At 69.5% G+C, this 25,007-nt stretch carries 25 protein-coding genes and 1 pseudogene; 16 read left to right on the plus strand and 10 right to left on the minus strand.

Annotated features, from left to right (window positions below; translation table 11 throughout):
* Positions 1-98: 98 nt before the first annotated feature.
* From trmD to ABD944_RS11000, 6 genes and pseudogenes are all read left to right on the plus strand, one after another.
* Positions 99-740 (plus strand): annotated as a pseudogene (gene trmD, locus ABD944_RS10975) (tRNA (guanine(37)-N(1))-methyltransferase); the annotation flags it as partial.
* Between the two features lie 118 nt (positions 741-858).
* On the plus strand, positions 859-1,209 hold the full coding sequence (gene rplS, locus ABD944_RS10980; RefSeq protein ID WP_149257798.1) for a 50S ribosomal protein L19: 351 nt from the start codon (positions 859-861) through the stop codon (positions 1,207-1,209).
* A gap of 168 nt (positions 1,210-1,377) precedes the next feature.
* A complete protein-coding gene (gene lepB, locus ABD944_RS10985) occupies positions 1,378-2,259 on the plus strand; it encodes a signal peptidase I (RefSeq protein ID WP_345174998.1) in 882 nt (293 codons plus the stop codon).
* 276 nt (positions 2,260-2,535) lie between these two features.
* Positions 2,536-3,261 carry a ribonuclease HII gene (locus ABD944_RS10990; RefSeq protein WP_345175000.1) on the plus strand — a complete coding sequence of 242 codons (726 nt, stop codon included), beginning with the start codon at positions 2,536-2,538 and terminating at the stop codon, positions 3,259-3,261.
* Positions 3,258-3,572: a DUF2469 domain-containing protein gene (locus ABD944_RS10995; protein ID WP_185023091.1), complete on the plus strand. Its 315-nt coding sequence runs from the start codon at positions 3,258-3,260 to the stop codon at positions 3,570-3,572. Before ABD944_RS10990 ends, ABD944_RS10995 begins: the two co-directional genes overlap by 4 nt.
* An 85-nt stretch (positions 3,573-3,657) precedes the next feature.
* Positions 3,658-4,344 (plus strand): hypothetical protein, encoded by a 687-nt coding sequence (locus ABD944_RS11000; RefSeq protein ID WP_345175005.1) that lies wholly within the window; start codon positions 3,658-3,660, stop codon positions 4,342-4,344.
* A gap of 200 nt (positions 4,345-4,544) precedes the next feature.
* Here ABD944_RS11000 and dprA read toward each other — a convergent pair whose 3' ends face one another.
* The 3 genes from dprA to ABD944_RS11015 are packed head-to-tail and all read right to left on the minus strand — an operon-like array spanning position 4,545 to position 7,657.
* Positions 4,545-5,756: a DNA-processing protein DprA gene (dprA, locus tag ABD944_RS11005; RefSeq protein ID WP_345175007.1), complete on the minus strand. Its 1,212-nt coding sequence runs from the start codon at positions 5,754-5,756 to the stop codon at positions 4,545-4,547.
* On the minus strand, positions 5,753-7,303 hold the full coding sequence (locus ABD944_RS11010; RefSeq protein WP_345175009.1) for a YifB family Mg chelatase-like AAA ATPase: 1,551 nt from the start codon (positions 7,301-7,303) through the stop codon (positions 5,753-5,755). Before ABD944_RS11010 ends, dprA begins: the two co-directional genes overlap by 4 nt.
* The gene (locus tag ABD944_RS11015) at positions 7,304-7,657 is read right to left on the minus strand and encodes a YraN family protein (protein WP_345175011.1); all 354 of its coding nucleotides are present in this window, start codon (positions 7,655-7,657) and stop codon (positions 7,304-7,306) included.
* Between the two features lie 155 nt (positions 7,658-7,812).
* Here ABD944_RS11015 and ABD944_RS11020 point away from each other — a divergent pair, with 155 nt between their 5' ends.
* Entirely contained in the window at positions 7,813-8,724 is a 912-nt protein-coding gene (locus ABD944_RS11020; RefSeq protein WP_345175013.1) for a tyrosine recombinase XerC, read from the plus strand.
* Between the two features lie 323 nt (positions 8,725-9,047).
* On the opposite strand, the gene ABD944_RS11025 is transcribed toward ABD944_RS11020, so the two are convergent.
* On the minus strand, positions 9,048-9,743 hold the full coding sequence (locus tag ABD944_RS11025) for a murein hydrolase activator EnvC family protein (RefSeq protein WP_345175015.1): 696 nt from the start codon (positions 9,741-9,743) through the stop codon (positions 9,048-9,050).
* Between the two features lie 388 nt (positions 9,744-10,131).
* Here ABD944_RS11025 and rpsB point away from each other — a divergent pair, with 388 nt between their 5' ends.
* The 5 genes from rpsB to ABD944_RS11050 all read left to right on the plus strand — a co-directional run bounded on the left by rpsB (position 10,132) and on the right by ABD944_RS11050 (position 14,501).
* Positions 10,132-11,115, plus strand: a complete 984-nt coding sequence (gene rpsB, locus ABD944_RS11030) for a 30S ribosomal protein S2 (RefSeq protein ID WP_345175017.1) — start codon at positions 10,132-10,134, stop codon at positions 11,113-11,115.
* Positions 11,116-11,200: 85 nt separating this feature from the next.
* The gene (gene tsf / locus ABD944_RS11035; RefSeq protein WP_345175019.1) at positions 11,201-12,037 is read left to right on the plus strand and encodes a translation elongation factor Ts; all 837 of its coding nucleotides are present in this window, start codon (positions 11,201-11,203) and stop codon (positions 12,035-12,037) included.
* Between the two features lie 135 nt (positions 12,038-12,172).
* On the plus strand, positions 12,173-12,874 hold the full coding sequence (gene pyrH / locus ABD944_RS11040) for a UMP kinase (RefSeq protein ID WP_378189359.1): 702 nt from the start codon (positions 12,173-12,175) through the stop codon (positions 12,872-12,874).
* Between the two features lie 74 nt (positions 12,875-12,948).
* Positions 12,949-13,506, plus strand: coding sequence for a ribosome recycling factor (gene frr / locus ABD944_RS11045; protein ID WP_345175023.1), 558 nt, complete (start codon positions 12,949-12,951; stop codon positions 13,504-13,506).
* A gap of 221 nt (positions 13,507-13,727) precedes the next feature.
* Positions 13,728-14,501, plus strand: coding sequence for a phosphatidate cytidylyltransferase (locus ABD944_RS11050; RefSeq protein ID WP_345175026.1), 774 nt, complete (start codon positions 13,728-13,730; stop codon positions 14,499-14,501).
* A 58-nt stretch (positions 14,502-14,559) separates the two neighbouring features.
* Here ABD944_RS11050 and ABD944_RS11055 read toward each other — a convergent pair whose 3' ends face one another.
* On the minus strand, positions 14,560-15,705 hold the full coding sequence (locus ABD944_RS11055; RefSeq protein WP_345175028.1) for a suppressor of fused domain protein: 1,146 nt from the start codon (positions 15,703-15,705) through the stop codon (positions 14,560-14,562).
* Between the two features lie 113 nt (positions 15,706-15,818).
* Here ABD944_RS11055 and rlmN point away from each other — a divergent pair, with 113 nt between their 5' ends.
* The 3 genes from rlmN to ABD944_RS11070 all read left to right on the plus strand — a co-directional run bounded on the left by rlmN (position 15,819) and on the right by ABD944_RS11070 (position 18,423).
* Positions 15,819-16,964: a dual-specificity RNA methyltransferase RlmN gene (gene rlmN / locus ABD944_RS11060; RefSeq protein ID WP_345175030.1), complete on the plus strand. Its 1,146-nt coding sequence runs from the start codon at positions 15,819-15,821 to the stop codon at positions 16,962-16,964.
* A 67-nt stretch (positions 16,965-17,031) separates the two neighbouring features.
* Positions 17,032-17,535: a DivIVA domain-containing protein gene (locus tag ABD944_RS11065; RefSeq protein WP_345175032.1), complete on the plus strand. Its 504-nt coding sequence runs from the start codon at positions 17,032-17,034 to the stop codon at positions 17,533-17,535.
* 63 nt (positions 17,536-17,598) lie between these two features.
* On the plus strand, positions 17,599-18,423 hold the full coding sequence (locus tag ABD944_RS11070) for a DUF1963 domain-containing protein (RefSeq protein ID WP_345175034.1): 825 nt from the start codon (positions 17,599-17,601) through the stop codon (positions 18,421-18,423).
* A gap of 925 nt (positions 18,424-19,348) precedes the next feature.
* On the opposite strand, the gene ABD944_RS11075 is transcribed toward ABD944_RS11070, so the two are convergent.
* The 5 genes from ABD944_RS11075 to ABD944_RS11095 all read right to left on the minus strand — a co-directional run bounded on the left by ABD944_RS11075 (position 19,349) and on the right by ABD944_RS11095 (position 23,399).
* Positions 19,349-20,038, minus strand: coding sequence for a hypothetical protein (locus tag ABD944_RS11075; protein WP_345175036.1), 690 nt, complete (start codon positions 20,036-20,038; stop codon positions 19,349-19,351).
* Positions 20,035-20,751 carry an ABC transporter ATP-binding protein gene (locus tag ABD944_RS11080; protein ID WP_345175038.1) on the minus strand — a complete coding sequence of 239 codons (717 nt, stop codon included), beginning with the start codon at positions 20,749-20,751 and terminating at the stop codon, positions 20,035-20,037. Before ABD944_RS11080 ends, ABD944_RS11075 begins: the two co-directional genes overlap by 4 nt.
* Before the next feature lie 746 nt (positions 20,752-21,497).
* Positions 21,498-21,935: an HIT family protein gene (locus tag ABD944_RS11085; RefSeq protein WP_345175040.1), complete on the minus strand. Its 438-nt coding sequence runs from the start codon at positions 21,933-21,935 to the stop codon at positions 21,498-21,500.
* Between the two features lie 650 nt (positions 21,936-22,585).
* Positions 22,586-22,843 carry a type II toxin -antitoxin system TacA 1-like antitoxin gene (locus tag ABD944_RS11090; RefSeq protein ID WP_185023107.1) on the minus strand — a complete coding sequence of 86 codons (258 nt, stop codon included), beginning with the start codon at positions 22,841-22,843 and terminating at the stop codon, positions 22,586-22,588.
* A gap of 94 nt (positions 22,844-22,937) precedes the next feature.
* The gene (locus ABD944_RS11095) at positions 22,938-23,399 is read right to left on the minus strand and encodes an Lrp/AsnC family transcriptional regulator (protein ID WP_345175044.1); all 462 of its coding nucleotides are present in this window, start codon (positions 23,397-23,399) and stop codon (positions 22,938-22,940) included.
* 164 nt (positions 23,400-23,563) lie between these two features.
* On the opposite strand from ABD944_RS11095, the gene ABD944_RS11100 reads away from it, so the two are divergent.
* On the plus strand, positions 23,564-24,997 hold the full coding sequence (locus ABD944_RS11100; protein ID WP_345175046.1) for a gamma-aminobutyraldehyde dehydrogenase: 1,434 nt from the start codon (positions 23,564-23,566) through the stop codon (positions 24,995-24,997).
* Positions 24,998-25,007 lie beyond the last annotated feature (10 nt).

Genomic DNA, 25,007 nt, shown 5'->3' on the forward strand with positions numbered 1-25,007 from the left:
AGCCGCAGCCCGGCGCGTACAGGGCTGAAACCGCTCGCGCTTCCGCGACGGACCCGTCAGCGAAGCCGGAGGCGGGCTCACTCAGCGCGTCCAGAACGGGTTCGCCAGGCATCGCCGGAACGGGCGCGCCTCCCGCGCCCGGTCTGGAATCGGCCGGTGGGGAAGCCGAGACGTCCGCCGCCGCCGGGGCGGTGCCGCGGCTGATCATTCCGACGCCGAGCGGGCGGCCGTTCACGCAGGCGGACGCGGTGCGGTACGCGGCGGAGCCGTGGCTGATCTTCGCCTGCGGCCGCTACGAGGGCATCGACTCCCGGGTAGCCGAGGAGGCACGCACTCGCATGCCGGTGGACGAGGTCAGCCTCGGCGACTTCGTCCTCGCCGGCGGGGAGGTCGCCGTCCTCGTCATGGTGGAGGCGATCGGCCGCCTTCTGCCCGGCGTCCTCGGCAACGCCGACTCCGTCGCCGACGACTCCTTCGCCCCAGGCGCGATGGAGTCGCTCCTCGAAGGGCCCGTCTACACCAAGCCTCCCGTCTGGCGGGAGCGGCCTGTTCCGGACATTCTTCTCTCGGGACACCATGGTGCGATCGCCCGCTGGCGGCGCGACGAGGCGCTGCGCCGGACGGCCCGCCACCGCCCCGAACTGCTCTCCCGCCTCGCGCCGGAGGCTCTCGACAAGCACGACCGCGCCGTGCTGCGCGAGGCCGGTTTTCCGGTTGACGGCGAAGATATGGCAGACTAAGGCGTCCGTGCGTCCATACCGCACGGCACCCCAAGACCACTTTCCGCGGCGCGACGCCCCCACGAAAGACCCACCGGGGCCTCTCGACGCCCGCGTTCGACCACGAGGAACCGCTGCGATGCACACCCTGATCCAGGAGATCGAGAAGGCCGCGATGCGCGCCGACGTCCCGGACTTCCGTCCGGGCGACACGCTGAAGGTGCACGTGCGCGTCACGGAGGGCAACCGGAGCCGAATCCAGGTCTTCCAGGGCGTGGTGATCCGGCGGCAGGGCGGCGGCGCCCGCGAGACCTTCACCGTCCGGAAGGTCAGCTACAGCGTCGGCGTCGAGCGGACGTTCCCGCTGAACAGCCCCTCGATCGACAAGATCGAGGTCGTCACCCGCGGCGACGTGCGCCGCGCCAAGCTCTACTACCTGCGCAACCTGCGCGGCAAGGCCGCGCGCATCAAGGAGAAGCGCGAGCACTGAGCCGATGGACCACGATGCCCCGGGAACCGGCGACGGTGCCCGGGGCGTTGCCCGTTCTGGACGGAGATGATCGGCTTGGCCGTCGGCGACACGCCCACGCGCGGCGTCCCACGGGCATCGCGCCGCTAGGCTTTCGCTCTGATGACTGACGAGGACGATCGGAGAGACGTGCGATCCGAAGCCGAGGGCGCGGTGCCCGAAGAGAAGGAGCCCGTGGACTCGGCCGATGAAACGGCCGACGACTCCGAAGAAGACGGCAAGCGAAAGAAGAAGCAGGGCTCCTTCTGGAAAGAGCTTCCCGTCCTCATCGTGGTCGCCGTCGTGCTGGCCCTCGTCATCAAGGCGTTCGCGGTCCAGGCGTTCTACATCCCGTCCGGCTCCATGGAGAACACCCTCCAGGTCGGCGACCGCGTCCTGGTCAACAAGATCGTCTACCACACCCGGGACATCGCCCGCGGTGACGTCATCGTTTTCAACGGCCTCGACTCCTGGGACCCCGAGGTCCAGGTCAACGAGCCCAGCAATCCCGTCTCCAAGGCCCTGCGCGCCGTCGGCACCGCCTTCGGCGTCGCGCCCAACGAGAAGGACTACATCAAGCGCGTCATCGGCATCCCCGGCGACCACGTCAAGTGCTGCGACGCGCAAGGCCGCGTCACCGTCAACGGGGTCCCCCTGGACGAGAAGTCCTACATCTTCACTGACCCGATCACCCATGAGCAGAACAAGCCCTCCAACGACCCCTTCGACGTCACTGTGAAGCCGGGTCAGCTCTGGGTGATGGGCGACCACCGCGAACTGTCCTACGACTCGCGCTCCCACCGCGGCGACCCGGGCGGCGGCACCATCCCGATCGACCGCGTCATCGGCCGCGCCTTCGTCATCGTCTGGCCTCTGGACCGCCTGGGCACCCTGCCGATCCCGGCCACCTTCAAACAACCCGCCCTGGAAAAGGCCGGCGCAGCCGCTCTCCCTGCTGCCCCCTACGCCCTGGGCATCCTCTGCTCCCTGCCTCTCGCCTACCTCAGACGCCGCCACCACCACAAACCCTGACCAAACCCCGGCATCAATCACCCCCTGACCGCTCAAGCCGGTCGGGGCCGCTGATGGCGATGCTGCGGTGGCTGGACCAGCAAACCCCTTCAGGCTGCCGGGCCCTTTGCCGCCCATGTCCCTCAGCCTGACCGGGTGGGGATGGTGCGCCATTGGGGCGGAGAGAACGCGGGGGCTGCTTTCTGACTTGGGTGGTTTCCGGTGTGGTGCGGCATACGGCAGTAAGCGTGGCGTTCGGGGAGCGGCCGGGGCTCGGTGGGACGTACGCTGCGGAGCATGAACGGTCGTCCACTCCGCTTCACGCCGCGCCGGGACGCAGGACTGTTCGCGTACGAGCGGGCTCTCGCCCACGCGGGCTTCAGCCCTGTCGCCGGCGTCGACGAGGCGGGTCGGGGGGCCTGCGCGGGGCCGATGGTCGTCGGCGCGGTGATCCTCCAGGGCGGACGAGGGAAGATCGACGGCCTCACGGATTCCAAGCTGCTCACACCGGCGCGCCGGGAGCGGCTGTACGCGGAGATCACCGAGCGTGCGTACGCGTGGAGCGCGATCGTCATCCCATGCCATGACATCGACCGGTTGGGCCTGCACCGGTGCAACATCACCGGGATGCGGCGGGCGCTGGCCGCCCTCGACAAGCGGCCCGCCTACGTGATCAGCGACGGATTCGCGGTGCCGGGGCTGGACGTGCCCGGCCTCCCCATGATCAAAGGCGACCAGGTCGCGGCCTGCGTCGCGGCGGCCTCCATCATCGCGAAGGTCACCAGGGACCGGATCATGGTGGAGCTCCATGAGCGTTATCCCGAGTACGGCTTCGATGTTCACAAGGGCTACGTGACCCGTGCGCACGGCAGGGCGCTGGAAGTGCACGGTCCGTGTCCGGAGCATCGTTTCTCCTACGTCAATGTCGGGCGTGCCTTGCGCAACAATGGAGAGGTGGTCCTGGAGGAGGAGACCGAGGGGGAGCTCCCCGATGAGGACCGCACGGAAGGGGCACGAGCGTGAGCGCGGAGGATCTCGAGAAGTACGAGACCGAGATGGAGTTGCAGCTCTATCGCGAGTACCGCGACGTCCTCGGGCTGTTCAGCTACGTCGTCGAGACCGAGCGGCGGTTCTACCTCACGAACTCGGTCGACCTCCAGGTGCGCAGCGTCGACAACGGCGAGGTCTTCTTCGAGGTCACCATGCAGGACGCGTGGGTCTGGGACATGTACCGCCCGGCCCGCTTCGTCAAGAACGTTCGAGTCGTGACGTTCAAGGACGTCAACGTCGAGGAGTTGGCGAAGAGCGAGTTCGAACTCCCCGCCGAGCAGTAGCCACCCACAAGCACGACCGCTTCCGCTGAGTTGGTGATCGCTGGAGCAAGAGGACGCCCTCGTCCAGCCAGGTCGACGCCTCACCGTGCGATCGCCGACACCCCTCGGAAACATCGCCGCGGGTGGGAACGGCCGACCCCCGGCGGGTCTTGACCCACGAAAAGCCGTCGCCTGGCCGCCCTGGCATAACAAGCCGCGCAAGCACCCCTTCCACTTCCCGAGGCCGCCCCAGACGCGGTCGCCGTCCGCCACCGCCGCCACCGGCGAGGCCGCCGAGGTCGCCGCCACCGCCGCCACCGCCGAGGCCGCCGAGGTCGCCGGCATCGCCGAAGTCGCCGACACCGTCGAGGTCGTCGACATCACCGAGGTCGCCGATACCACCGAGACCGTCGATACCGCCGAGGTCGCCGATATCGCCGAGGCCGTCGACACTGCCGACACTGCCGACACTGCCGAGGCTGTCGATGCTGGCGAGGCCGTCGATACCGCCGCCACCGGCGAGGCCGCCGAGGTCGCCGGCATCGCCGAAGTCGCCGACACCGTCGAGGTCGTCGCATCACCGAGGTCGCCATACCACCGAGGTCGTCGATACCACCGAGGTCGTCGATACCACCGAGGTCGCCGATACCGCCGAGGCCGTCGACAGCGCCGACACTGCCGAGGCTGTCGATGCTGGCGAGCCGTCGTCACCGCCGCCACCGGCGAGGCCGCCAGGGTCGGCGACAGCGCTGACACCGCAGGCACCCCGGGCACTGCGGTGGCCGGTTGGTGAGGAGCCGGAGTTGCAGGTCCGCCTGTTGCCCGACCCGGCCTCGCCGGTGACCGTCGGGAGCACGCTGGCGGGGGACCGCACCACCACGCCCTTGTCGCCGTGCAGGCGCTTTGTGCCTTTCGCTGAGGCGCGGCGCGGGACGCGCTTCAGGGGATTTGGTCTTCGCTGAAGGGTGGAGGCAACGCGGCCGGAGGTCAGAGTCATCGGGGCTCCAGTGGATGGTCGTTTCCGATGCGGGGGAGGTCGGGAGGGTCGACCGCCTGTGTGGGTGGCGGGCTGTTCGACCTGCCGGACTTCGTCAGGCGCCAGCCGGCGGACGTGCGCTCTATGAATCCGCCTGCGGCGAGCAGGCCGAGCTTGGCGTTGACGGTGTTCAGGTCAACACCCGCCTTGACGGCGAGCTGGGCGGGTCCGGCCGCGCCGCGGGCTGGAAACGCCTCCAGGACGGAGCGGGTGACCCGTTCCAGACGGTCGCGAGGCAGGACGGGAGTGGCCGGCGGCGGGGCCAGGTCGGTGCCGATGCGGCCGACGGCCTCCACGATCTCCTCGGGGCGGGTCACGAGGGTGGCGCCCTCCTCACGCAGAAGACGGTGGCAGCCGATCGAGGAGCGAGAGGTGATCGGGCCCGGCACCGCCATGACCACACGGCCGAGTTTGGCCGCCCATCCGGCCGTGTTGAGGGCGCCGCTGCGCGCCTCCGCCTCGACGACGACCGTGCCCCGGGAGAGGGCCGCGATCACCCGGTTGCGGACGAGGAAGCGGAGGCGATGCGGGTGGGTGCCCGGCGGCGACTCGCTCACGAGGAGAGAGCGCCGCGCCATCTCGGCGAAGAGCCCCTCATTGGACGCCGGGTAGGGGACGTCCACGCCGTTCGCCAGGACCGCGACGGTCGGGCCGTCGGCGGCCAGGGAGCCGCGGTGGGCCGCCGCGTCGATGCCGAGGGCGCCGCCGGAGATCACCGACCAGCCCTGGTCGGCGAGTTCGGAGGCGAAGTCGGCGGCGGCGCGCAGCCCGTAGGGGGACGCGGCGCGGGAACCGACGATGGCGACCGAACGCAGGCAGCTGTACCGCAGGTCGCCGGGGCCGTGCAGCCACAGGGCGTACGGGCGGCCGGCGCCGAGATCGTAGAGGGTCGTCGGCCATTCGGGGTCTCCCGGGCAGATGAGGCGGCCGCGGAACCGTGCGCAGACGGCCATGTCCTGATCGGGCTCCGCTGCGATGAGCCGGATCCGCCAGTTGTCCAGACGCCGGACCTCCTGAGGGGTGGCTGACATGCCCTGGGGGAGCCGGGTGGTCCGGATGGCCTCCAGCGCGCCCTCGGGGCCGCAGTGGTCGATCATCCGGTTGAGGAAGTCGTCGCCGGGTTCCGCGACCGCGGTCAGGGTGGCGCGGGCGGTTCGCTCGTCGCTCATTGGCGCCCCGCGGACCAGAGGGTGAGCGCGCCGCCGACGTCGTCCGGCCCGGGCTCGTCGTGGCCTGCCAGGTCGGCGATGGTCCAGGCCACCCGGAGGATCCGGTCGAGGCCGCGTGCGCTGAGCGTGCCGCGTTGGAGGGCTTCGTCGGCGCCGTGCATCGCCTCCTGAGGTGGCGTGAAGCGGCGGCGCAGTTCCGGGCCGGGGACCTCGGAGTTGGACCGCCATGGGGTGCCGGCCAGGCGTCTCATCGTCCGTTCGCGGGCCAGCATGACCCGTTCGGCCACCACCTTGCTCGACTCGGCGAACTCCAGGTCGTAGCGGAGTTCGGCGCGGCTGGCCGGGGTGAGCTCCAGTTTGAGGTCGATGCGGTCGAGCAGCGGGCCGGACACCCGGCTGGCGTACTTGCGGCGGACCCCTGGGGCGCAGGAGCAGTCGATCTGTTTCGCCGCGGCGCACGGGCACGGATTCGCCGCGAGGACGAGGGTGAACCGGGCGGGGAAGTGTGCGATGCCCTCGATGCGGCTGATTCGCACCTCGCCTTCTTCGAGCGGTTGCCGCAGGGCGTCGAGTGTCCCGGCGATGAACTCCGGCGCCTCGTCCAGAAAGAGGATTCCCCGGTGGGCCAGGGAGACCGCGCCCGGTTGGAGCACGCGGCCCGAGCCTCCGCCGACCATCGAGGCTCGGGAGGCCGTGTGGTGCGGTGCGTAGAACGGGGGTTGCGTGATCAAGGGCTGGCCTGGCCGGAGGGTCCCGGCGACGGAGTGGATCGCGGTGACCTCCAGGGCGACCTCCGGTTCGAGGGGCGGCATCAGCGTCGGGAGCCGCTCCGCGAGCATCGTCTTCCCGCAGCCCGGCGGGCCGGCGAAGAACAGGTGGTGCCCTCCCGCGGCGCTGATCTCCAGGGCGCGGCGGGCCTCGGCCTGACCCCGGACATCGGCCAGATCCAGATCGGGCGGGATGTCCTGTTGCCGAAGGCCGAAGCCTTTGGGAGGTGAGGGGGAGTCCTCCTCTTCCTCCTCGAAGGGCGGTGGCTCGTCGCGCAGTAAGCACAGCAGCCCGCGGAGCGTGCTCGCGGGGACCACCTTCGTGTCAGGGACGAGTTCGGCCTCCTCGGCGTTGGCGCGCGGGACGACGACCGTGCGGTACCCGCCGTTCACGGCGGCCAGCACCGCGGGCAGCACGCCTTGGGCGGGGCGTACGCGCCCGTCCAGGCCCAGCTCGCCGATCAGCACCATCTCCGCGCAGCTGCGCGGAGGGACCACCTCCGCCGCCCCGAGCAGCGCTATCGCGATGGCCAGATCGAAGGTCGCTCCTTTCTTCGGCATGCTCGCCGGGAACAGCGAGACGGTGACGTGGCGGTTGGGCCAGTCCTCGCCGGAGTTGAAGATCGCCGCCCTGACGCGGTCGCGGGCCTCGCTGAGGGCCGTGTCCGGAAGGCCGACGAGGTGCAGGCCCGGGACGCCGCTGGTGATGGCCGCCTCGACGTCCACGACGAACCCGTCCACGCCGACGAGGGAGACCGAGCGCGTTCTGGCCAGCGTCATCTAGCACACCTCCTTCAGATGATCGATCGCGAAGTCGTCGCCGTCGCCGATCAGGCCGAGCGCGTCCACCCGCATGGGGGCGCCGCTGACGCCGTGCGCTGCGGCCCACCGCCAGGCCAGCCGCCGTAACCGGGCGGCCTTGTCGACGGTGATCGCGTCGAAGGGATCACCGAAGCGGGCCGACCGGCGGGTCTTCACCTCGCACACGACGTGCCGTCGGCCGTCATGGGCGATGATGTCCAGTTCCCCTTCGGGGCACCGCCAGTTGCGGTCGAGGATCGTCCAGCCGAGTCCGGTCAGGTACCGGACGGCGGCGTCCTCGCCGCGGCGGCCGAGGTTGATGTGGGCAGTCATAAGCCTCACCTCCGGACTTCGACAGTGCCGGAGTCTCGCGGAGCGTAGTCAGAGAATGACGTTCTGTGGATAACACGGGGGAGCTTCCGGGTGATTCGCTCGAAACCGGGGTTCGGTGCTTGCTTCGGACGGGGCCTTACCGCAGCGTGACGCCTGTGACCAACGCGCTGGAGGACGCCGTCGCCGAGTTCGGCCGTCACCTGCGCTCCGAGCGGGACGTCTCGCCCCATACCCTGCGGGCTTATCTCGGGGATCTCGCGGACTTCTGCGCTTACGCCGCCCTTGCCGGCCTGACGGAGCCGACCGAACTTGATGTCTCGGTGCTGCGGGCATGGCTCGCCCGTCAGCATGCGCTTGGCCGATCCCGGGCGACCCTGGCCCGACGGACGGCGGCAGTCCGCGCGTTCACCCGCCATCTGCACCGGCGGCGGCTTCTTGAAAACGACCCCGGTTTGCTGCTGGGCACGCCTAAACGACGGCGTGATCTGCCTACCGTCCTCACCCAGGACGATGCGGCGCATCTTCTGGACACAGTGGATGCCGAAGGGCCCATGGGGCTTCGTGACCTGGCCGTCCTAGAGGTTCTCTATGGCACGGGAGTCCGTGTGAGCGAACTGTGCGGGCTCGATGTCGACGACCTGGACACCGGGCGCAGGACCGTTCGAGTGCTGGGTAAAGGCGGACGTGAGCGCACGGTTCCTCTAGGAGAGCCCGCCGTCCGCGCCGTTCAGGATTGGCTACGCGCCGGACGACCGGAGCTGGTGACCCAGAACAGCGGCCCCGCCCTCTTCCTTGGGGCACGCGGAGGCCGCTTGCATCCCACGAGCGCCCGGCGAATCGTCCACACGCGGATCTCCGAGGTAGGGCAGATTCCCGACCTCGCTCCGCACGGCCTACGCCACTCGGCCGCCACCCACCTTCTCGAAGGCGGCGCCGATCTGCGCAGCGTGCAAGAGATCCTCGGTCACGCGTCCTTGCAGACGACCCAGATCTACACGCACGTATCAGCCGAACGCCTGAAGCAAGTCCACCGCCAAGCCCACCCCCGCGGCTCCCGCTCCGACTAGCAACTCGAGCAGGCGGCGCACTGCGTCCCACTTCCACCCATGCGGCACGGCTTGCGTCCACCTCTTGGAGAGTCGGCGGCGGGGAAGCGCTGGTGCGGTACCTCCGGGAAAGCGTGTGCGGCGCCGATCCTGCGACTCTTCGCCCGGCCTACGTAGGGAAGCCTGGCCGCCCGGCACGCGTGGAGCCGGGCGGGGGGCTTGGGCCGGCGCGGCACCTCCGGCGGAGCGCAAGGCGGGTGTATTGCTGTGAGTTGTCGATCGTCCTGGGTGGGACACCTGGGGCCGCCCGGCTCGGGGGGAGCCGGGCGGCGGGACGGGATCGGTCAGGGAGCGCGGCGTAGGTGGCGTTCCTGGGAAAGGTTGATGACGCCCGGCGGCTGACGGCGGCGCCGGTGCAGTCGGAAGCGGAGGCGGGTCCGACGCCAGACGAAGGCCAGGGCGAGGGACAGAAGCATGCCCGAAAGTGCTCCGCCCGTGGCTGTGGCAGCGTCGCGCAGAGCCATTCTGGGCTGCGGAGACGGCGAAGCAAGGGGAGGGGGCGCCGTGGGTGTGGGCGGTCGCCAGAGAGGCAGGAGACGTACCTGGCGCTGGACGAGGTTGAGCGGATTCAGGTACAGGGCACCACGGCGCAGACCCCAGTGCAGGCACGTCACGGGGCAGTGGAGCATCCCCCGCTCCAGGACGCCGATCCGCGTGCCGGACGTGACGCGGCGACCAGTGCGGACGCTGGGCCGGACGGGCAGGTACGTGGTCCGCAGGACGCCGTGGTCGATCGTCACGACGCCTCGGCCCGCCAGATCGTCGGCGTACGCGACGCGACCGGGCCCGGCGGCGTAGACGGCCTGCCCCGGACGCGCCGCGAGATCGACGCCGCGGTGGCCCGCGCCCCATGGGACTGCTGGGGGCGAGAAGGCGCGCACCACCCGTGGGGCCGGCGGGCCTAAAGGCCACCGCCAGGCGTCCAGGCCGGGCGACCCGATGGCGATCATGCACGTGAGGAGCAGCGAGAACACGGTCATGGACCGAACCCTGCCCGGCGACGCCACCGCTCGTCGACGGGGTTCGCCAACTGTGGATAACCGCGGGAATCGATGAGGCCCGGCCACCTTCGCGCCCTGATAATCTGTAGGTGTGTCCGAGAGGGCACCGGTCAGGGCCAGGCCGTCGTCGTTCCGCTCTAGGGCGGGCGGCGAGAAGCCGCTCCCAGAGCGGAACGGACCCAGACTCGGCAACGGGTCACAGCCGCCTGGAGGTATCCCGGCGGCTGATTTCACGCGTCCGCATGCCACCGCGAACTGGTGGGGCGCAGTCCCTCGGTCCGTCGCCTCGGCGACGGTGGGGCAGCACCCGGGCGCAGGCAGACAACCAAATGTGGCCCGACAGGGTCAGAGAAGGAGAACACGGGCAATGGCACCCGTCGTCACCATGCGGCAGCTCCTCGAGAGCGGCGTCCACTTCGGCCACCAGACCCGCCGGTGGAACCCGAAGATGAAGCGCTTCATCCTCACCGAGCGCAACGGCATCTACATCATCGACCTGCAGCAGTCGCTGTCCTACATCGACCGCGCGTTCGAGTTCGTCAAGGCCACGGTCGCCCACGGCGGGACGATCCTGTTCGTCGGCACCAAGAAGCAGGCCCAGGAGTCCATCGCCGAGCAGGCGACCCGGGTCGGCATGCCCTACGTCAACCAGCGCTGGCTGGGCGGCATGCTCACGAACTTCTCCACCGTCCACAAGCGGCTCACCCGGCTCAAGGAGCTGGAGGAGATCAACTACGACGACGTGGCCGGTTCCGGCATGACCAAGAAGGAGCTCCTCGGCCTGCGCCGCGAGAAGGACAAGCTGGAGCGCACCCTCGGCGGTATCCGCGACATGGCGAAGGTTCCCAGCGCCATCTGGATCGTGGACACCAAGAAGGAGCACATCGCGGTCAACGAGGCCAAGAAGCTCGGCATCCCGGTCGTGGCCATCCTCGACACCAACTGCGACCCCGACGAGGTCGACTACCCGGTCCCGGGCAACGACGACGCCATCCGCAGCGTCAGCCTGCTGACCCGCGTCGTGGCCGACTCCGTCGCGGACGGCCTCATCGCCCGTGCGGGCGCCGCGCCCGGTGGCGACGAGAAGCCCGCGGAGGGTGCGGCGGCCGCCGGCAGCGAGCCCCTGGCCGAGTGGGAGCGCAACCTGCTGAAGCCCGGCGAGGCCGACGGCGCCGCGGAGGCCCCGGCCGAGACCGAGGCTCCCGCCGAGGCCGCCGCCGAAGCTCCGTCCGAGGCCCCCGCCGAGGCGCCGTCCGAGGCTCCGGCCGAAGCTCCGGCGGAGGCCGCCGCGGACACCGAGGCCGCTCCGGCCGAGGAGGCCCCGAAGGCCGCCGAGGCCGAGCAGGCTTGATCCCGCGGTCCCGGCGGCGTCCGCGCGGACGCCGCCGGGACCGTCGCGGGTCACACGACCAACGACGAGAGAAGCGAAGAGAGCGATGGCCAACTTCACCGCCGCTGACGTCAAGCGGCTGCGCGACCTGACCGGCTCCGGCATGATGGCCGTGAAGAACGCCCTCACCGAGGCGGACGGCGACTTCGAGAAGGCGACCGAGCTGCTGCGTCTCAAGGGCGCCAAGGACGTCGGCAAGCGCGCTGAGCGCACCGCCGCCAACGGCCTGGTCGCCGAGCACTTTGCGAACTCCGGTGACGGGGCGCTCCTGGAGCTCAACTGCGAGACCGACTTCGTCGCCAAGAACGCGCAGTTCATCGAGCTCGCCCAGCGCCTGGTCGAGTTCGCGGCCGCCAACGGCGTCACGGACGCCGCCGGCCTGCTGACCACCGAGATCGAGCCCGGCAAGACCGTCCAGGCCCTGATCGAGGAGAACAGCGCCAAGATCGGCGAGAAGCTGGAGCTGCGCCGGTTCGCCCACTTCCAGGGCGCCTACGTGGCCAGCTACCTGCACAAGTCCGACCCGTCGCTGCCGCCGACCACCGGCGTGCTGGTCGAGCTGGACAGCGAGAACGCCGAGGTCGCCAAGGACGTCGCCCAGCAGATCGCGGCGATGGCTCCGAAGTACCTCACCCGCGAGGAGATCCCCGCCGAGGCGATCGAGAAGGAGCGGGCGCTCGCCGAGCAGCTCACCCGCGACGAGGGCAAGCCCGAGCAGGCGATCCCGAAGATCGTCGAGGGCCGGGTGAACGCCTACTTCCGCGACTTCGTGCTCGTGGAGCAGGCGTTCGTGAAGGACAACAAGAAGACGATCGCGAAGGTCCTCGACGAGGCCGGCGTGAAGGTCGTCCGCTTCGCCCGCTTCAAGGTCGGGCAGGCTTAAGGGCACTCTGGAGACGAGTACCCGAGACATAGCGAACGCAACGAGGAGGCCGCCGACGTGCCGGACAAGACGACCAGTAGCGCGACGGCGGCCTCGTCGTCCGGCCAGCACGCGCCGCGCGCGGGCTGGAAGAGGGTGCTCCTGAAGCTCTCGGGCGAGGCCTTCGCCGGACGCGACCCGCTCGGCATCGACCCGGAGGTCGTCCAGCACGTCGCCGAGGCGATCGCCGAAGCCGTCCGGGACGGCGTGCAGGTGGCGGTCGTGTGCGGCGGCGGGAACATGTTCCGCGGCGCCGTCATGGCGGAGCGCGGCATGGACCGCGGGCGCGCCGACTACATGGGGATGATCGGCACCGTCATCAACTGCCTGGCCCTGCAGGACTTCCTGGAGAAGCTCGGGCTCGACACGCGGGTGCAGACCGCCATCACCATGAGCCAGGTGGCCGAGCCCTACATCCCGCGCCGCGCCATGCGGCACCTGGAGAAGGGCCGCGTGGTCATCTTCGGTGCCGGGCTCGGTCAGCCGTTCTTCTCCACGGACACCACCGCCGCCCAGCGCGCGCTGGAGATCGGTGCGGAGGCGGTCCTGAAGGCCACGCAAGTGGACGGTGTCTACGATGCCGATCCCCGAAAGAATCCAGACGCGGTCAAGTTCGACCGTTTGGAATACGGTGAAGTTCTACAGCGGAGCCTGAAGGTCATGGACGCCACGGCCATCAGCCTCTGCATGGACAACGCGCTCCCCATCGTGGTCTTCGACCTCATGGGGCAGGGCAACATCGTCCGGGCCGTCCGGGGTGAGAAGATCGGCACGCTGGTCAGCCCGGCGGAGGGCTGACCGCAGCCCACGGCCGCGCCGGACGCGGCGCGGAACCGCAGGATCAGGGCCGACCAGATGACACGGGAGTCACAGTGATCGACGAGACCCTCCTCGAAGCCGAGGAGAAGATGGAGAAGGCGGTCGCGGTCGCCAAGGAGGACTTCCAGGCCATCCGCACGGGCCGGGTCACCCCCGCGATGTTCAACAAGATCACGGCCGAGTACTACGGGACGCCGACGCCGATCAACCAGCTCGCGTCCTTCACGCTCCCCGAGCCGCGGATGGTCGTCGTCCAGGTCTTCGACAAGTCGTCCATGCAGGCGGTGGAGAGGGCCATTCGCGACAGCGACCTCGGTGTGAACCCCACCAACGACGGCAACGTCATCCGGGTCGTCTTCCCGGACCTGTCGGAAGAGCGCCGCAAGGAGTTCATCAAGGTCGCCGGCACCAAGGCGGAGGAGAGCCGGGTCTCCATCCGCAACATCCGGCGCCGCGCGAAGGACGCCCTCGACAAGCTCGCCAAGGACGGCGAGGTCGGCGAGGACGACGTCAGGCGTGCCGAGAAGGATCTCGACGACACGACGCACCGCTACGTGGCGCAGATCGACGAGCTCCTTGAGCACAAGAAGGCCGAACTGCTCGAAGTTTGATGAGACTTGACGACGCCGGGGAGCCCTCGGGCTCCCCGGACGAGCCGGAGGTCGACATGGCCGGCCCACCCCCCGGAGAAGCACTGGCCTCGCCCCCTGGGCAGGGGCGGGACGGCTCCGGCGACCCCCCGTCTTCCGATGGCCCCTCGCCTTCCGGCGGCGCGACGCCCGCTGGGAAGCCCGAGAGCAAGACGGGGCGAAACCTCCCGCTCGCCATAGGCGTGGGCGTCGCGCTCGGCGCTCTCGTGCTGCTCTCGCTGTACACGATCAAGGAGATCTTCCTTGGCGTGATGGTCGTGTTCCTGTTCCTCGGTATGCGGGAACTGACCGAGGCTTTCAAGAGCCGCGACATCCGTGTCCCGTTCATCCCTGTCGCGACGGGAATGGTCGGAACGCCGGTCGTCGCCTACGTGTGGGGCTCCACCGCCACCATCGCCGCGGTCTCGCTGACGGTCCTCGCGCTGCTGATGACGCGCCTGACCGAGGGCGCCTCCGGATACGTGCGGGACGTCACCGCCGGGTCGCTGGTGGCCGGCTACCTGGTGCTGATGGGCGGGATCGTCGCGCTGCTGATGCGTCCCGACGACGGCGACCACCGCATCGTCATCTTCATCGCCACGACCGTCGCCAGCGACATCGGCGGGTATTTCGCCGGGTCCTTCCTGGGCCGGCACAAGCTCGCGCCCACGATCAGCCCGAAGAAGACCTGGGAGGGCGTCACCGGGTCCGCCGTCACCTGCATGATCGTGGGCGGGTGGCTGGTGTGGTGGCTTCTGGACGGCGGTCACATCTGGCAGGGCGTGATCATCGGACTCGCCGCCGTGGTCACCGCGACCGCAGGCGACCTCGTCGAATCGATGATCAAGCGGGATCTCGGGATCAAGGACATGGGAACGCTCCTGCCCGGCCACGGGGGAGTGATGGACCGCCTCGACTCCCTCGTCGCGACGGCCCCCGTCGTCTGGCTGCTGCTGGAACTGTTCGTCCCCAGCTAGGACGTCCTGGGGGCGTTCCGCGGCTCGACTGCGGACCGCCCCTGAGAGACAGGCCGCCTTAGGAAACGACCCAGGAACGGCCCTGCTGGGCCAGACGCCGGATGAGCGCGTCCGACCCCTCGCTCTTGGCGAACCGGTGCTCCTCGCCCGTGATGGGCACGAGCCACAGCCATCGGACGGCGTCGCCGGCGAGTGTCAGTCCGGTCATGCCAGGCGCCTCAGGACCCGCGAGACGGTTCGGGTCGTCCAGAAGAAGCACACCCTCCCAGGACGACTCGCCGTTGCCGAGGGGGAACGTGCGAGCCTCGTGGTACCACTTGACGACGTCCCCAGGCGCGAACCACGTCACCGACCGCCACGGGTACTGCGCCAGCCACGGGAAGATGCTGCCTGACCGCTGACTGGGCAGCGTGCTGGCGACGGCCAGTTCTATGCGTCCGTATGGGGCGACGTCGTCCTCGTACAGTTCGACCGTAGGCATTCGCTGGCGGCTCATCCCGACCGTGCTCAGAACGGTGAACTGCCGGTCGCCCCTTGCGGGACGCTCCGAGACCCCGACCGTCGGGGCCATGCTCGGCCTGCCGCCCGCCAACTGGCGTCCGACATCGTGCCAGTAGTGGCCACTGGGACCCAGCCTCTGCAGGAGGTGACCGAGGATCGACTGCTGGAACTCCGCCCAGGAGCCGTCTGCGCGGCATCTCTTCCAGTGCTCGCGTGCTTGCTCGACGCGAGGCCCGAAGTCCTCGATCCCTTCGTCCAGAGGGAAGGCGAACGGGCTCTGCAGCGTGGCGTCGCGGGCGTAGCCGGGAATGCCGCGCCCCATGTCAGACCAGCCGGGGATCACCAGCAGCAGGTCGCCCCCCTCAAGCAGGGCCACGCCGTCGCCCTCCTCGAACCAGACGACCTCCAGCGCTTCAGTGTCCAGCGCCGGGCGTCCTGCGGGGTGGCGCACGTGGGACTCTGGCAGAAGGGGCGCGTGGCCCGCGTCGAGCCGCGACCGGTCCAGTTCCCGTGGGGCCTCGCGGTGGTTCGCGACCCAGACCGCCCCGACCACCGAGTCGCGCGCGTCCTTCAGGTAGGCGGCGGTGACCTCGCCGTCGGTCTCCACGGTGAGTCGCCGGCTGCCGTACGGGCTGGCCGCCGCGTGGACGACCGTGGCCGCTGACCCCCGGGGCGAGGCGGCGCCCCTGCGCAAAACCGACATGATCGAGACCTTAGTCGCAGACAAGGCCGTGTGCAGGAATGTCGCTGTTCAGGTATGGGCGGACGTCCAGGACGGACGATGCACGCACAGGTGTTTGCGACACTGGAAGGACCATGTCTACCACCCAGCCCTCCGCGACCGGTGCCGCGCCCAAGAAGACCCCGGCGAAGCTCGTCTTCGCCGCACCGAGGCGCGGCAAGCCGCCGAGGCATCTCGCCGACCTCACCACGGCCGAGCGTCGCGAGGCGGTCGCCGCACTGGGGGAGAAGCCGTTCCGCGCCGACCAGCTGTCGCGCCACTACTTCGCGCGCCTCGTCGACGATCCCGCCAAGATGACGGACCTGCCGGCCGCTGTCCGGGATCGGCTGGTGTCCGAACTGCTGCCTTCGCTGCTGACCCCAGTACGCGAACTGGACTGCGACGGCGGAACGACACTGAAGACCGTCTGGAAGGCCTTCGACGGCGTCCTGTTCGAGTCGGTTCTGATGCGGTACCCCGACCGGGCGACGATGTGCGTCTCGTCCCAGGCGGGCTGCGGGATGAACTGCCCCTTCTGCGCCACCGGTCAGGCAGGGCTCACCCGCAACCTTTCCACGGCCGAGATAGTCGAGCAGGTCGCCGCGGGCGCGCGCGCACTCGCCCGTGGGCGCGTCCCAGGGGGCCCCGGCCGCGTCTCCAACATCGTCTTTATGGGCATGGGCGAGCCCCTGGCCAACTACAAGGCCGTGATAGGCGCGGTCAAGCGCATCACCGATCCGGCGCCCGCCGGGCTGGGCATCTCCCAGCGCTCGGTCACGGTCTCCACGGTCGGGCTCGTACCGGCCATCGAGAAGCTCGCCGCCGAGGACATGTCGGTCAGGCTGGCCGTGTCCCTGCACGCCCCCGACGACGAGCTGCGCGACGACCTCGTGCCCATCAACAACCGGTGGAAGGTCTCCGAGGTGCTCGACGCCGCCTGGGCCTACGCCGAGCGCAGCGGGCGCCGCGTCTCGATCGAGTACGCCCTCATCAAGGACATCAACGACCAGGCCTGGCGGGCCGATCTTCTCGGAAGGCTCTTGCGCGGCCATCTCGTACACGTCAATCTGATCCCGTTGAACCCAACGCCGGGTTCCAAGTGGACCGCCTCCCGGCCCGAGGACGAGCGCGAGTTCGTCCGGCGCCTGGAGGCCCACGGGGTCCCGGTCACGGTGCGCGACACTCGGGGCAGGGAGATCGACGGGGCCTGCGGGCAGCTGGCCGCGGCGACCAAGGACTGAGCGCGCCGCGGGGCGCGTTCCCGGCGCCGCGCGGAGCGCGCGGACACGGCTGAGGAGCGCGGTGCCGGTGAGGACGGGTACACGGCTGCCGGTGGTCTTGCGAGGCTACGACCGGGACCAGGTCGACGCCCTGCTCAAACGGATCTCGCAAGCGCTGAGCGGCGGACCGCCGGTGCCCGCGGACGAGGTGCGCCAAGCCCGGTTCACCACCGTCCTTCGCGGCTACGACCACCGCGCGGTGGACGAGCTGCTCCGCGAGTGCATCAGGGAACTCCAGGCCCGCGCGCCGATCGCGGAGCGCCCCGGCCGCACCCGCGCCCAGCCGGCCTGGCTGATCAACTGGATCCAGAACGCGCGCTTCTCCGGTGCCGGCCTGCGCCCCGGCTACGACGTGCGGGATGTGGACGCCTTCCTCGAACGCGTGATCGCCGGCCTGCGCGGCATCGCCCCGCCCGTGACCGCCCGGGACGTGCGGGAGAGCGCGTTCCGCACCGTCCGGTTCGGGCCCGGTTACGACGAGCAGGAGGTCGACCGCTTCCTGCTGCAACTCGCGGCGGCCCTCGAACGCTGACGAAGTTATCCACAATTTCGCAGGACGTGGCGCACCGCGTGACGGTCGCGCCACGCTACGTGCATGGACCCTTTCGCCGTACAGTACCGACGGCTCCGAGCCCTGTTCGACGCCTTCCTCGCGCCGGAGATCACGGCCATTCTGCTGCCCCTGACCAAGCCCGGGCTTCGCCTCTCCACCCGCGGTGAGGTGCCCGTCCACCTTGGAGGCACCCCGCAGCTGCCGCCGGACGAGCCATGGCCGACCTGGAAAGGCCGCCCGCTCGACTTCTTAGGCGCGATCGACTTCGCGGGCCTCGCCGGCCTGCCGAGGGTGCCCGGTCTGCCCGCTTGCCGCGCCGCGTTCTACTACGCGAGCGGGCTCCCGCGTCCCTGGGGCGACGAACCGAGCCAACGCGACGGCTGGCGCGTCTTCACTGGCACCCTCCGCCCGGCGACCCCGCCATCAGGCGCCCTTTCCTACCCGCAGGTCACGCTAGGCGCCGCTCCGTTCCTCTCCCTGCCTTCTCCTCAGGAGGCGGTCATCCAGCGCTTGGAGATGGTCTACGACGGCATCGTGCCCGTGTACGAACAACTGCACGCCGCGTGGACGCGCCACACCTGCCCGGACGAAGCGCCCGCGCACCAACTGGGCGGCTGGCCGACCCTCGTCCAGCGTCCCGTCGGCCCCGACTGCCTGTACGCCTCGACCGGCCGCACCCTGAACTCCCTCAATCCTCCGGCCCTCACACCGGACGAGCAACGCGCGGTCGAGGAATGGCACCTCCTCCTCCAACTCGACTCCGACGACCGCCTCGGCTGGTACTGGGGCGACCCGGGCCGCATCTACTTCTGCAACCGCCACGACACCCCTTTGGAGCAGACATGGCTAACCGTCCAGGCCGCGTAACCCACCCGAAGGCATCCCCCGACCGAACGCCCGCTGGGCCAAATCAGCCTCCACAGCCTCACACCCTCGGGAACACACCACCCGACGGGCGGCGGCCCATACCGTCGCCCCGGTGGCCGTCCCGGCCCCCCAACGACGAGATGCCTGCGAACAAAGACGGCCGCGAAGAGGAAGCGGCGAGGAGCATCAACTCACACGGCCGTCGGTCCGTAGCGTCGCCCCGGTGGCCGTCCCGGGCTCTCAACGGCGAGATGCCTGCGAATAGAGACGGCCGCGAGGTGGAAGCGGCGAGGAGCGTCAACTCACACGGCCGTCGGCCCGTAGCGTCGCCCCGGTGGCCGTCCCGGGCTCTCAACGGCGAGATGCCTGCGGGTAGAGCTGGCCGCGAAGAGGAAGTGGCGAGGAGCGTCAGCTCATACTGGCGGCGGCCTGTGCCCTGCCAACATGCTGTGCCGCAGTCGAAGGCGGACAGAGGCTGTCGCTTACCTCTTCCTGTACAACTACGCCAACGAGATCGGCCGGACCCTTCCGGGGCGCGGCACGCACATGGCCGTGATGACTACCCCAGCCACAGAGGCTTAGCTCCGTCCGTTCAAAGCCCTGCCGGACGACGCAGGCGCGGCGTGACCTGGTGCTCGCTGGGGTCGCTCTCCATGGCGCCGTCCCAGCGCGATGCTGTGCGTCCCAGCTTGTTCGGGCTGGTGAACTCCCCTAAGGCGAGTGTCCGTGGTCGAGTGCTCAGGGGACGCGGCGGCGTGATGTTCGCCGTGGATGCGGAAACGCTTTACCTCGTTCGCTCAAGCATCGGGGGCCTCACTGGCAAGGGCCGGGTCAGCAGGCGAAGGCGAGGTGTGAGCTGGTGCTCCTCGGGAGTCGCGCCCGCGACACCGCCGCCGAAGGGTGGATGCACCACCGCGAGGAGTGGTCAGGGGGTGCGGTGGGTGGTTACGAAGTAGGCAGTGCCTACGACCGTGGACCAGATGAGGAGGTGGAGGGCGGTGACGGGGAAGTGCGAGACGAAGACGTTCGGGCCGTCGTGAGCTGCGCGCATCCAGTCGATCATCGGGATGGAAAGCCAGGAGAGCCGTCCCATGCCCAGGAGGAGGAGAGCGGTCGCGCCGCCGAGAAGCGCCAGCAGTGAGATCCCGGGATCGGGGATGAGGAGGCGACTCGTCCACGCCCCGAGCAGCGTGCCGGGGACGGCGACGAGGAGGTTCAACGCGCAGCCTGCCAAGATCGCCCGTCCCGGCGAGCCCGCCTGGAGGGCCTGGATGAGAGGAATGGCCAGTGTCACGACGCCCAGTGAGACGTTCACCCCGTAGGCCGCGAGCAGGCCCGCCCACGTGGGCGCGGACGGGTGGCGGGCCGCGGTGGCGGTCAGAGCGCGCTGCTCATCGGGCTGTGTGTCCAGGAGGGCGCGAGCCGACCACGCCCACACGGGGAACATGATCGCCGCCACATCCGCGAAAGTCCGCACCGCGAGCTCGCCCGCGTCGGGACCGCTCGGCCCCTGCGCGAGGACCAACGCCACCAGCAGAGCCACGACGATCAGCGGCTGCAGGACGCGCAGCGAGCGGAGGTAACCCGCCACGTGGAAGCGGACAAGTGCGATCACTCTTCACGCCTCCGCACCCGGTAGCCGTCGGCCCTCAGCTTCGTCTCCACGGTGTCGGCCTCGTCTCCGGGCACCTCGACCTCCAGGACGGTCCAAGGACTGGTGTCCCCCGGGGCCAGCGGTGTCACGGAGCGGTTGGCGACGTGCAGGCGGTCGACGCCGGGCATCGCCTCGATGCAGCGCTGGTGGTCGCTGACGACGACCGTGGTGCCGCGCGAGGCCAAATCGGAGATCAGTTCGGGGAGGGAATCGCGGGTAGCGGCGTCCAGGCCCGCGAAGGGCTCGTCCAAGATGAGCAGCTCGGGGTCCGCCATGAGCGCCTGCGCAAGCCCGATCTTTTGCGCGCTGCCCTTCGAGAGTTCGGGCAGCCGTACATCTAGGAGATGCGCAAAGGCCAGCCGCTCTGCCCAGACGTCACCAGTGCCAGCGGGGATGCGGCGGATGGCCGCCAAGTGGCCCAGGTAGGCGCGAACGCTGAACGGCTGGTCGACCGGAAACCGCTCCGGCGCGTACCCCACTCGTGCGGGACGGCCTTCGACGACGCCCGCTCGTGGCCTGCGCAGGCCGGCCATCACTCGCAGCAGCGTGGACTTCCCCGCGCCGTTATGCCCGGTCACCTCAGTGACGCTTCCTTTCGGAAGCGTCACGGTGACATCCCGAAAAACCCATGGGTCCCGGCGCCGATAACGAAAGGCGACACGCTCGAGCCGCATGGCACCGGAACTGTAGACACCTCTCCGTAAGGACGGCGTTAGCTCCACCCACGCCACCCGCGCCTGAACCTCGCCCTGAAGTCACGGGTGTGTCAGGCGACCTCTTGCGTGCACCAGCAGGCCAGGAAGGCCCAGTCTTCGATAGCGAAGCCCGGCCGCCCCTGACATGCCTTCGTCTGCGTGCCGTTGCTCGCAGCGCCGATCGCTGCGGAGCCGTTCCGCAGGGCGACGTCTGGCACCGAAGGACTGTGGGGTACCTCAGCGATGGGCTTGACGACGCGGCGTGCAGTCCGGCTGGCGCGCTTGGGCGTTCTCCGACCTCTACCCGCAGCCGTGCTGACGTGGTGTGTGGCCCGGTCGGTGCGCTTGGGTGGTCTGGGAGCTCGCACGGTGCCTTGATGCGGTGTGCAGCTCGGTTGGCGTGGTGGGTGGTCTGGGATCCGTCGCGTTGCCCTGGCTGTGGAGTCCGGTTGGCGCGCTTAGGGGGCCTGTAGCCCCTACACGCTGCTGTGTTGGCGTGGCCTGACGTGGTTTGGGGTGCTGACGTTGTCTGAAGTGCTGAGGTGGCTTGGGGGCTGGCGGGGCTTGGGACTCTTGGCCGACCTTTGGTAGGCCCTCGACGTGGCCTGACGGTGAGCCAGTACTAGGCACAGAACCCCTCGGCCTTCGCGGTCAGGGCGCGCGGCCCGTTGTGGTGCGTTGGGTGCCGGTGGTGGGGTGGGGTGGGGGTTGTTGGGGGGGTTGGGTTAGGTGGGGGTGGTTAGGGCTTTTGAGAGGCGGGCTGCGTAGTCGGCGGCCTCGGTGTCGGAGGCGTATCTCTGGCGTGGCCAGAAGAAGCCGCGGAGGCCGTCCTTCGGGTTGCGTGGAACCACGTGTACATGCAGGTGGGGGACGCTCTGGCTGATCCGGTTGTTCATGGCGACGAACGAGCCGGCTGCTCCGAGGACGGATTCCATCGCCTGCGCAAGGCGTTGGGCTTGCGCGAAGAACGGGCCTAGAAGGTCCTCGGGCAGGTCAGTGAGCGTCTCGTAGTGCGTCCGGGGGACCAGCAGCGTGTGGCCCTTGAAGAGAGGGCGGGTGTCGAGGAACGCCATCGCGTCCGGTGCGTCCAGCACGACGTGCGCGGGCCGCTCTCCCTTGATGATTTCGCAGAACAGACATGCCTTGCTCACAGCCTCACCCATCCCCCCATTCTCCAGCCCCACCCGCAGGCAACGGCACATCGGCCCGATGTGATCGATGGCTCCGAAGGCGACGTCGGCGCCACCCAGCAGGCGAGCGCTCTGGTTCGCGGCCGGGGCCTCAAGGACGAGCCGTGCTCAGGTGCTCCCGCACCGTACCTGGCGGTGATTGGCCTCGGCTCCGGCCGGTGCTGGTCGCTGAGAGTGGTTGGTCGTTCTGGGTGCCTTCTGAGGTCCGTCTGGCCGCGATTAGCTCTTGGCGGTGACGGCTCTGAACTCCTGCTGGTGATGGCTGGCCGCTAGGAGGTGTTGCGCTCTGGGGTTCTCTGGGGTCGTTTGGCTGGACTCGCTCATGGTGGCGGTTGGGTGGGTTGGGTTTCTGCCGGTGCTGTGTTGGTGGTGGGTCGTTCTACGTGTGGCTGGCCGTGATTGGTGCCTGGTGGTTGGGCCAGGTTTTGCTGGTGCTGGTGGCTGTTCTGGGAGGGCTGGTTGCCGGTAGTGCTTGCGTTTGAGAGTGGGTGAGTGGAATGGGAGTGTTGATCATGGGTGGGCTGGGCGGTTTGGTTGCCCTGTGGCGGCGGTCGTCTGGTGGTCGTGTTCGACCGCCGCCGGGGAGGGGTGTCAGCGTGTGGGCTTCGTCTGCTCGGGGTGGGTCAGGACAGGGCCAGCAGCAGGGCCGTGTAGGGAGGGATCGGGTCGGGGGCGGGCTCTGCCGCCTCTTGCGCCGCGGCGTGTTCGTAGAGGTCGCGTTCGGCGCGGTCCAGGGCGGCTGACAGGACGAAGTCGGTGACCGACCAGCCGATCAGCTCGGCCGCCGCGCGGATCACGAGAAACTGCTCCGCGGTGGTACGGAAGGTGATGTGATCGTCGGCGGGATCGGCCGGAAGGTCCTGGCGAACCGACTCGGGCATGGCCGGTCTCCTTCCTTGCGGCCTTTCAAAGTACGCCGCGAGGAGTTGCCAGGACATCCCCTCTGAGAACGAGAATCGGCGGTGTCCGGCGGAGTCAGCGGGTTCCCCAGGAGTAGGTCTGTTTGCGAAGTTTGAGGTATACGAAGCTCTCGGTGGAGACGACGCCCGGGACGGCGCGGATACGGCCGAGAAGTTCCAGAAGACGTTCGTCGTCCTCGCAGACGAGCTCCAGGAGGATGTCGAACGAACCCGCGGTGATGACGACGTAGTCGATCTCGTCCAGGGCGGCGAGCTCGTCGGCGATCTTCTCCAGGTCGCCCTCGCACCTGACGCCGATCATCATCTGGCGGTGGAAGCCGAGCATGAGCGGGTCGGTGACGCCGACGATCTGCATCACGCCGGTGTCGAGGAGCTTCTGCACGCGCTGGCGCACGGCGGCCTCGGAGAGGCCCACGGCCTTGCCGATGGCGGCATAGGAGCGGCGGCCGTCCTGCTGGAGCTGCTCGATGATCTGCTTGGCGGTCTCGTCGAGCTGGACGCGGGCTGCCCGTTCCATCCGGTTCTCCTAGCTGCGGCATCGAGGGTGTGAGGCCTCTGGGCCAAGTGAATCAGTCGTGAAATTCGATCGTAACAACGGAATCACTTGTGTTGGACGGACTCCTCTGTAAGGGTCGGGCCAACAGGACACAACGGGCGACGGCGCCCAGGAGGGACCTGAGGATGAGCGGCGAGCGGCTGCGCAACTTTATCGGCGGAGAATACGTCGACGCCAAGGACGGGCGGACGCTGGAGGTGGTCGACCCCAGCACCGGCGAGACGTACGCGGAGGCGCCGGTGTCCGGCGCCGAGGACGTCGACGCCGCGTTCCGTGCGGCGTCCGACGCGTTCCCCGCCTGGCGCGACGCCACGCCGGGGGAGCGGAGCCTCGCGATGCTGCGCTTCGCGGACGCGGTCGAGAAGCGGGCGGAGGACCTCGTCAGGGCGGAGAGCCGGGACACCGGCAAGCCCGTCCAGATGACCCTGGACGAGGAGGTGCCGCCGATGGTGGACAACCTCCGGTTCTTCGCCGGCGCGTCCCGGGTGCTGGAGGGCAAGGCGTCCGCCGAGTACATGGCCGACCACACCTCCTCGATCCGGCGGGAGCCGATCGGGGTGTGCGCCCAGGTGACGCCCTGGAACTACCCGATGATGATGGCGATCTGGAAGATCGGGCCGGCGCTGGCGACGGGCAACACCGTGGTGCTCAAGCCGTCCGAGACGACCCCGGCGAGCACGCTGATGCTGGCGGAGATCGCGGCCGAGTTCCTGCCCCCGGGCGTCTTCAACGTGATCTGCGGCGACCGCGGCACCGGGCGCTCGCTGGTGGAGCACCCGACGCCGCAGATGGTGTCGATCACCGGGAGCGTGCGGGCCGGCATGGAGGTCGCCGCGTCGGCGGCCAAGGACCTCAAGCGGGTGCACCTGGAGCTCGGCGGCAAGGCGCCGGTGGTCGTGTTCGACGACGCCGACGTCGAGGCGGCGGCGACGGGCATCGCCGAGGCCGGGTACTTCAACGCGGGCCAGGACTGCACGGCGGCCACCCGCGTGCTGGTCGCCGACCGGCTGCACGGGGAGTTCACCGAGGCGCTCACCGAGGCCGCCAAGGGGACGGTCGTCGGGCCTCCGAGCAACGCCGACGCCTTCTACGGGCCGGTGAACAACGCGAACCAGCTGGAGCGCGTCCAGGGCTTCATCGAGCGGGCGCCCAGCCACGCGAAGGTCCTCACCGGCGGCGAGCGCGTGGGGGACCGCGGTTACTTCTTCGCCCCGACCGTCGTGGGCGGCCTCAGGCAGGACGACGAGATGGTGCAGAACGAGGTCTTCGGCCCGGTCATCACCGTCCAGAGCTTCTCGGACGAGGCTCAGGCCGTGGAGTGGGCCAACGGCGTCAAGTACGGCCTCGCCGCCAGCGTGTGGACGCAGAACCACGGCCGCGCCATGCGCATGAGCAAGGCACTGGACTTCGGCGCCGTGTGGGTCAACACCCACATCCCGCTGGTGTCGGAGATGCCGCACGGCGGCTTCAAGCACTCCGGCTACGGCAAGGACATGTCGATGTACGGAATCGAGGACTACACCCGCGTCAAGCACGTCATGCACTACATCGGCGGCTGAGCGCCGCCGA

The sequence above is a fragment of the Actinomadura verrucosospora genome (assembly GCF_039540335.1).
GTDB lineage: Bacteria > Actinomycetota > Actinomycetes > Streptosporangiales > Streptosporangiaceae > Spirillospora > Spirillospora verrucosospora.

Coding starts and splice junctions, on each gene's coding strand:
- ABD944_RS11010 (WP_345175009.1), bottom strand. CDS start 7,303: ATGACGCTGGCCAGAACGCGCTCGGTCTCCCTCGTCGGCGTGGACGGG.
- ABD944_RS11085 (WP_345175040.1), bottom strand. CDS start 21,935: ATGGGTGAGGCTGTGAGCAAGGCATGTCTGTTCTGCGAAATCATCAAG.
- dprA (WP_345175007.1), bottom strand. CDS start 5,756: ATGAGCGACGAGCGAACCGCCCGCGCCACCCTGACCGCGGTCGCGGAA.
- tsf (WP_345175019.1), top strand. CDS start 11,201: ATGGCCAACTTCACCGCCGCTGACGTCAAGCGGCTGCGCGACCTGACC.
- ABD944_RS11055 (WP_345175028.1), bottom strand. CDS start 15,705: ATGTCGGTTTTGCGCAGGGGCGCCGCCTCGCCCCGGGGGTCAGCGGCC.
- rplS (WP_149257798.1), top strand. CDS start 859: ATGCACACCCTGATCCAGGAGATCGAGAAGGCCGCGATGCGCGCCGAC.
- rpsB (WP_345175017.1), top strand. CDS start 10,132: ATGGCACCCGTCGTCACCATGCGGCAGCTCCTCGAGAGCGGCGTCCAC.
- ABD944_RS11080 (WP_345175038.1), bottom strand. CDS start 20,751: ATGCGGCTCGAGCGTGTCGCCTTTCGTTATCGGCGCCGGGACCCATGG.
- ABD944_RS11070 (WP_345175034.1), top strand. CDS start 17,599: ATGGACCCTTTCGCCGTACAGTACCGACGGCTCCGAGCCCTGTTCGAC.
- ABD944_RS11015 (WP_345175011.1), bottom strand. CDS start 7,657: ATGACTGCCCACATCAACCTCGGCCGCCGCGGCGAGGACGCCGCCGTC.
- ABD944_RS11090 (WP_185023107.1), bottom strand. CDS start 22,843: ATGCCCGAGTCGGTTCGCCAGGACCTTCCGGCCGATCCCGCCGACGAT.
- ABD944_RS11025 (WP_345175015.1), bottom strand. CDS start 9,743: ATGACCGTGTTCTCGCTGCTCCTCACGTGCATGATCGCCATCGGGTCG.
- rlmN (WP_345175030.1), top strand. CDS start 15,819: ATGTCTACCACCCAGCCCTCCGCGACCGGTGCCGCGCCCAAGAAGACC.
- ABD944_RS11095 (WP_345175044.1), bottom strand. CDS start 23,399: ATGGAACGGGCAGCCCGCGTCCAGCTCGACGAGACCGCCAAGCAGATC.
- ABD944_RS10990 (WP_345175000.1), top strand. CDS start 2,536: ATGAACGGTCGTCCACTCCGCTTCACGCCGCGCCGGGACGCAGGACTG.
- ABD944_RS11100 (WP_345175046.1), top strand. CDS start 23,564: ATGAGCGGCGAGCGGCTGCGCAACTTTATCGGCGGAGAATACGTCGAC.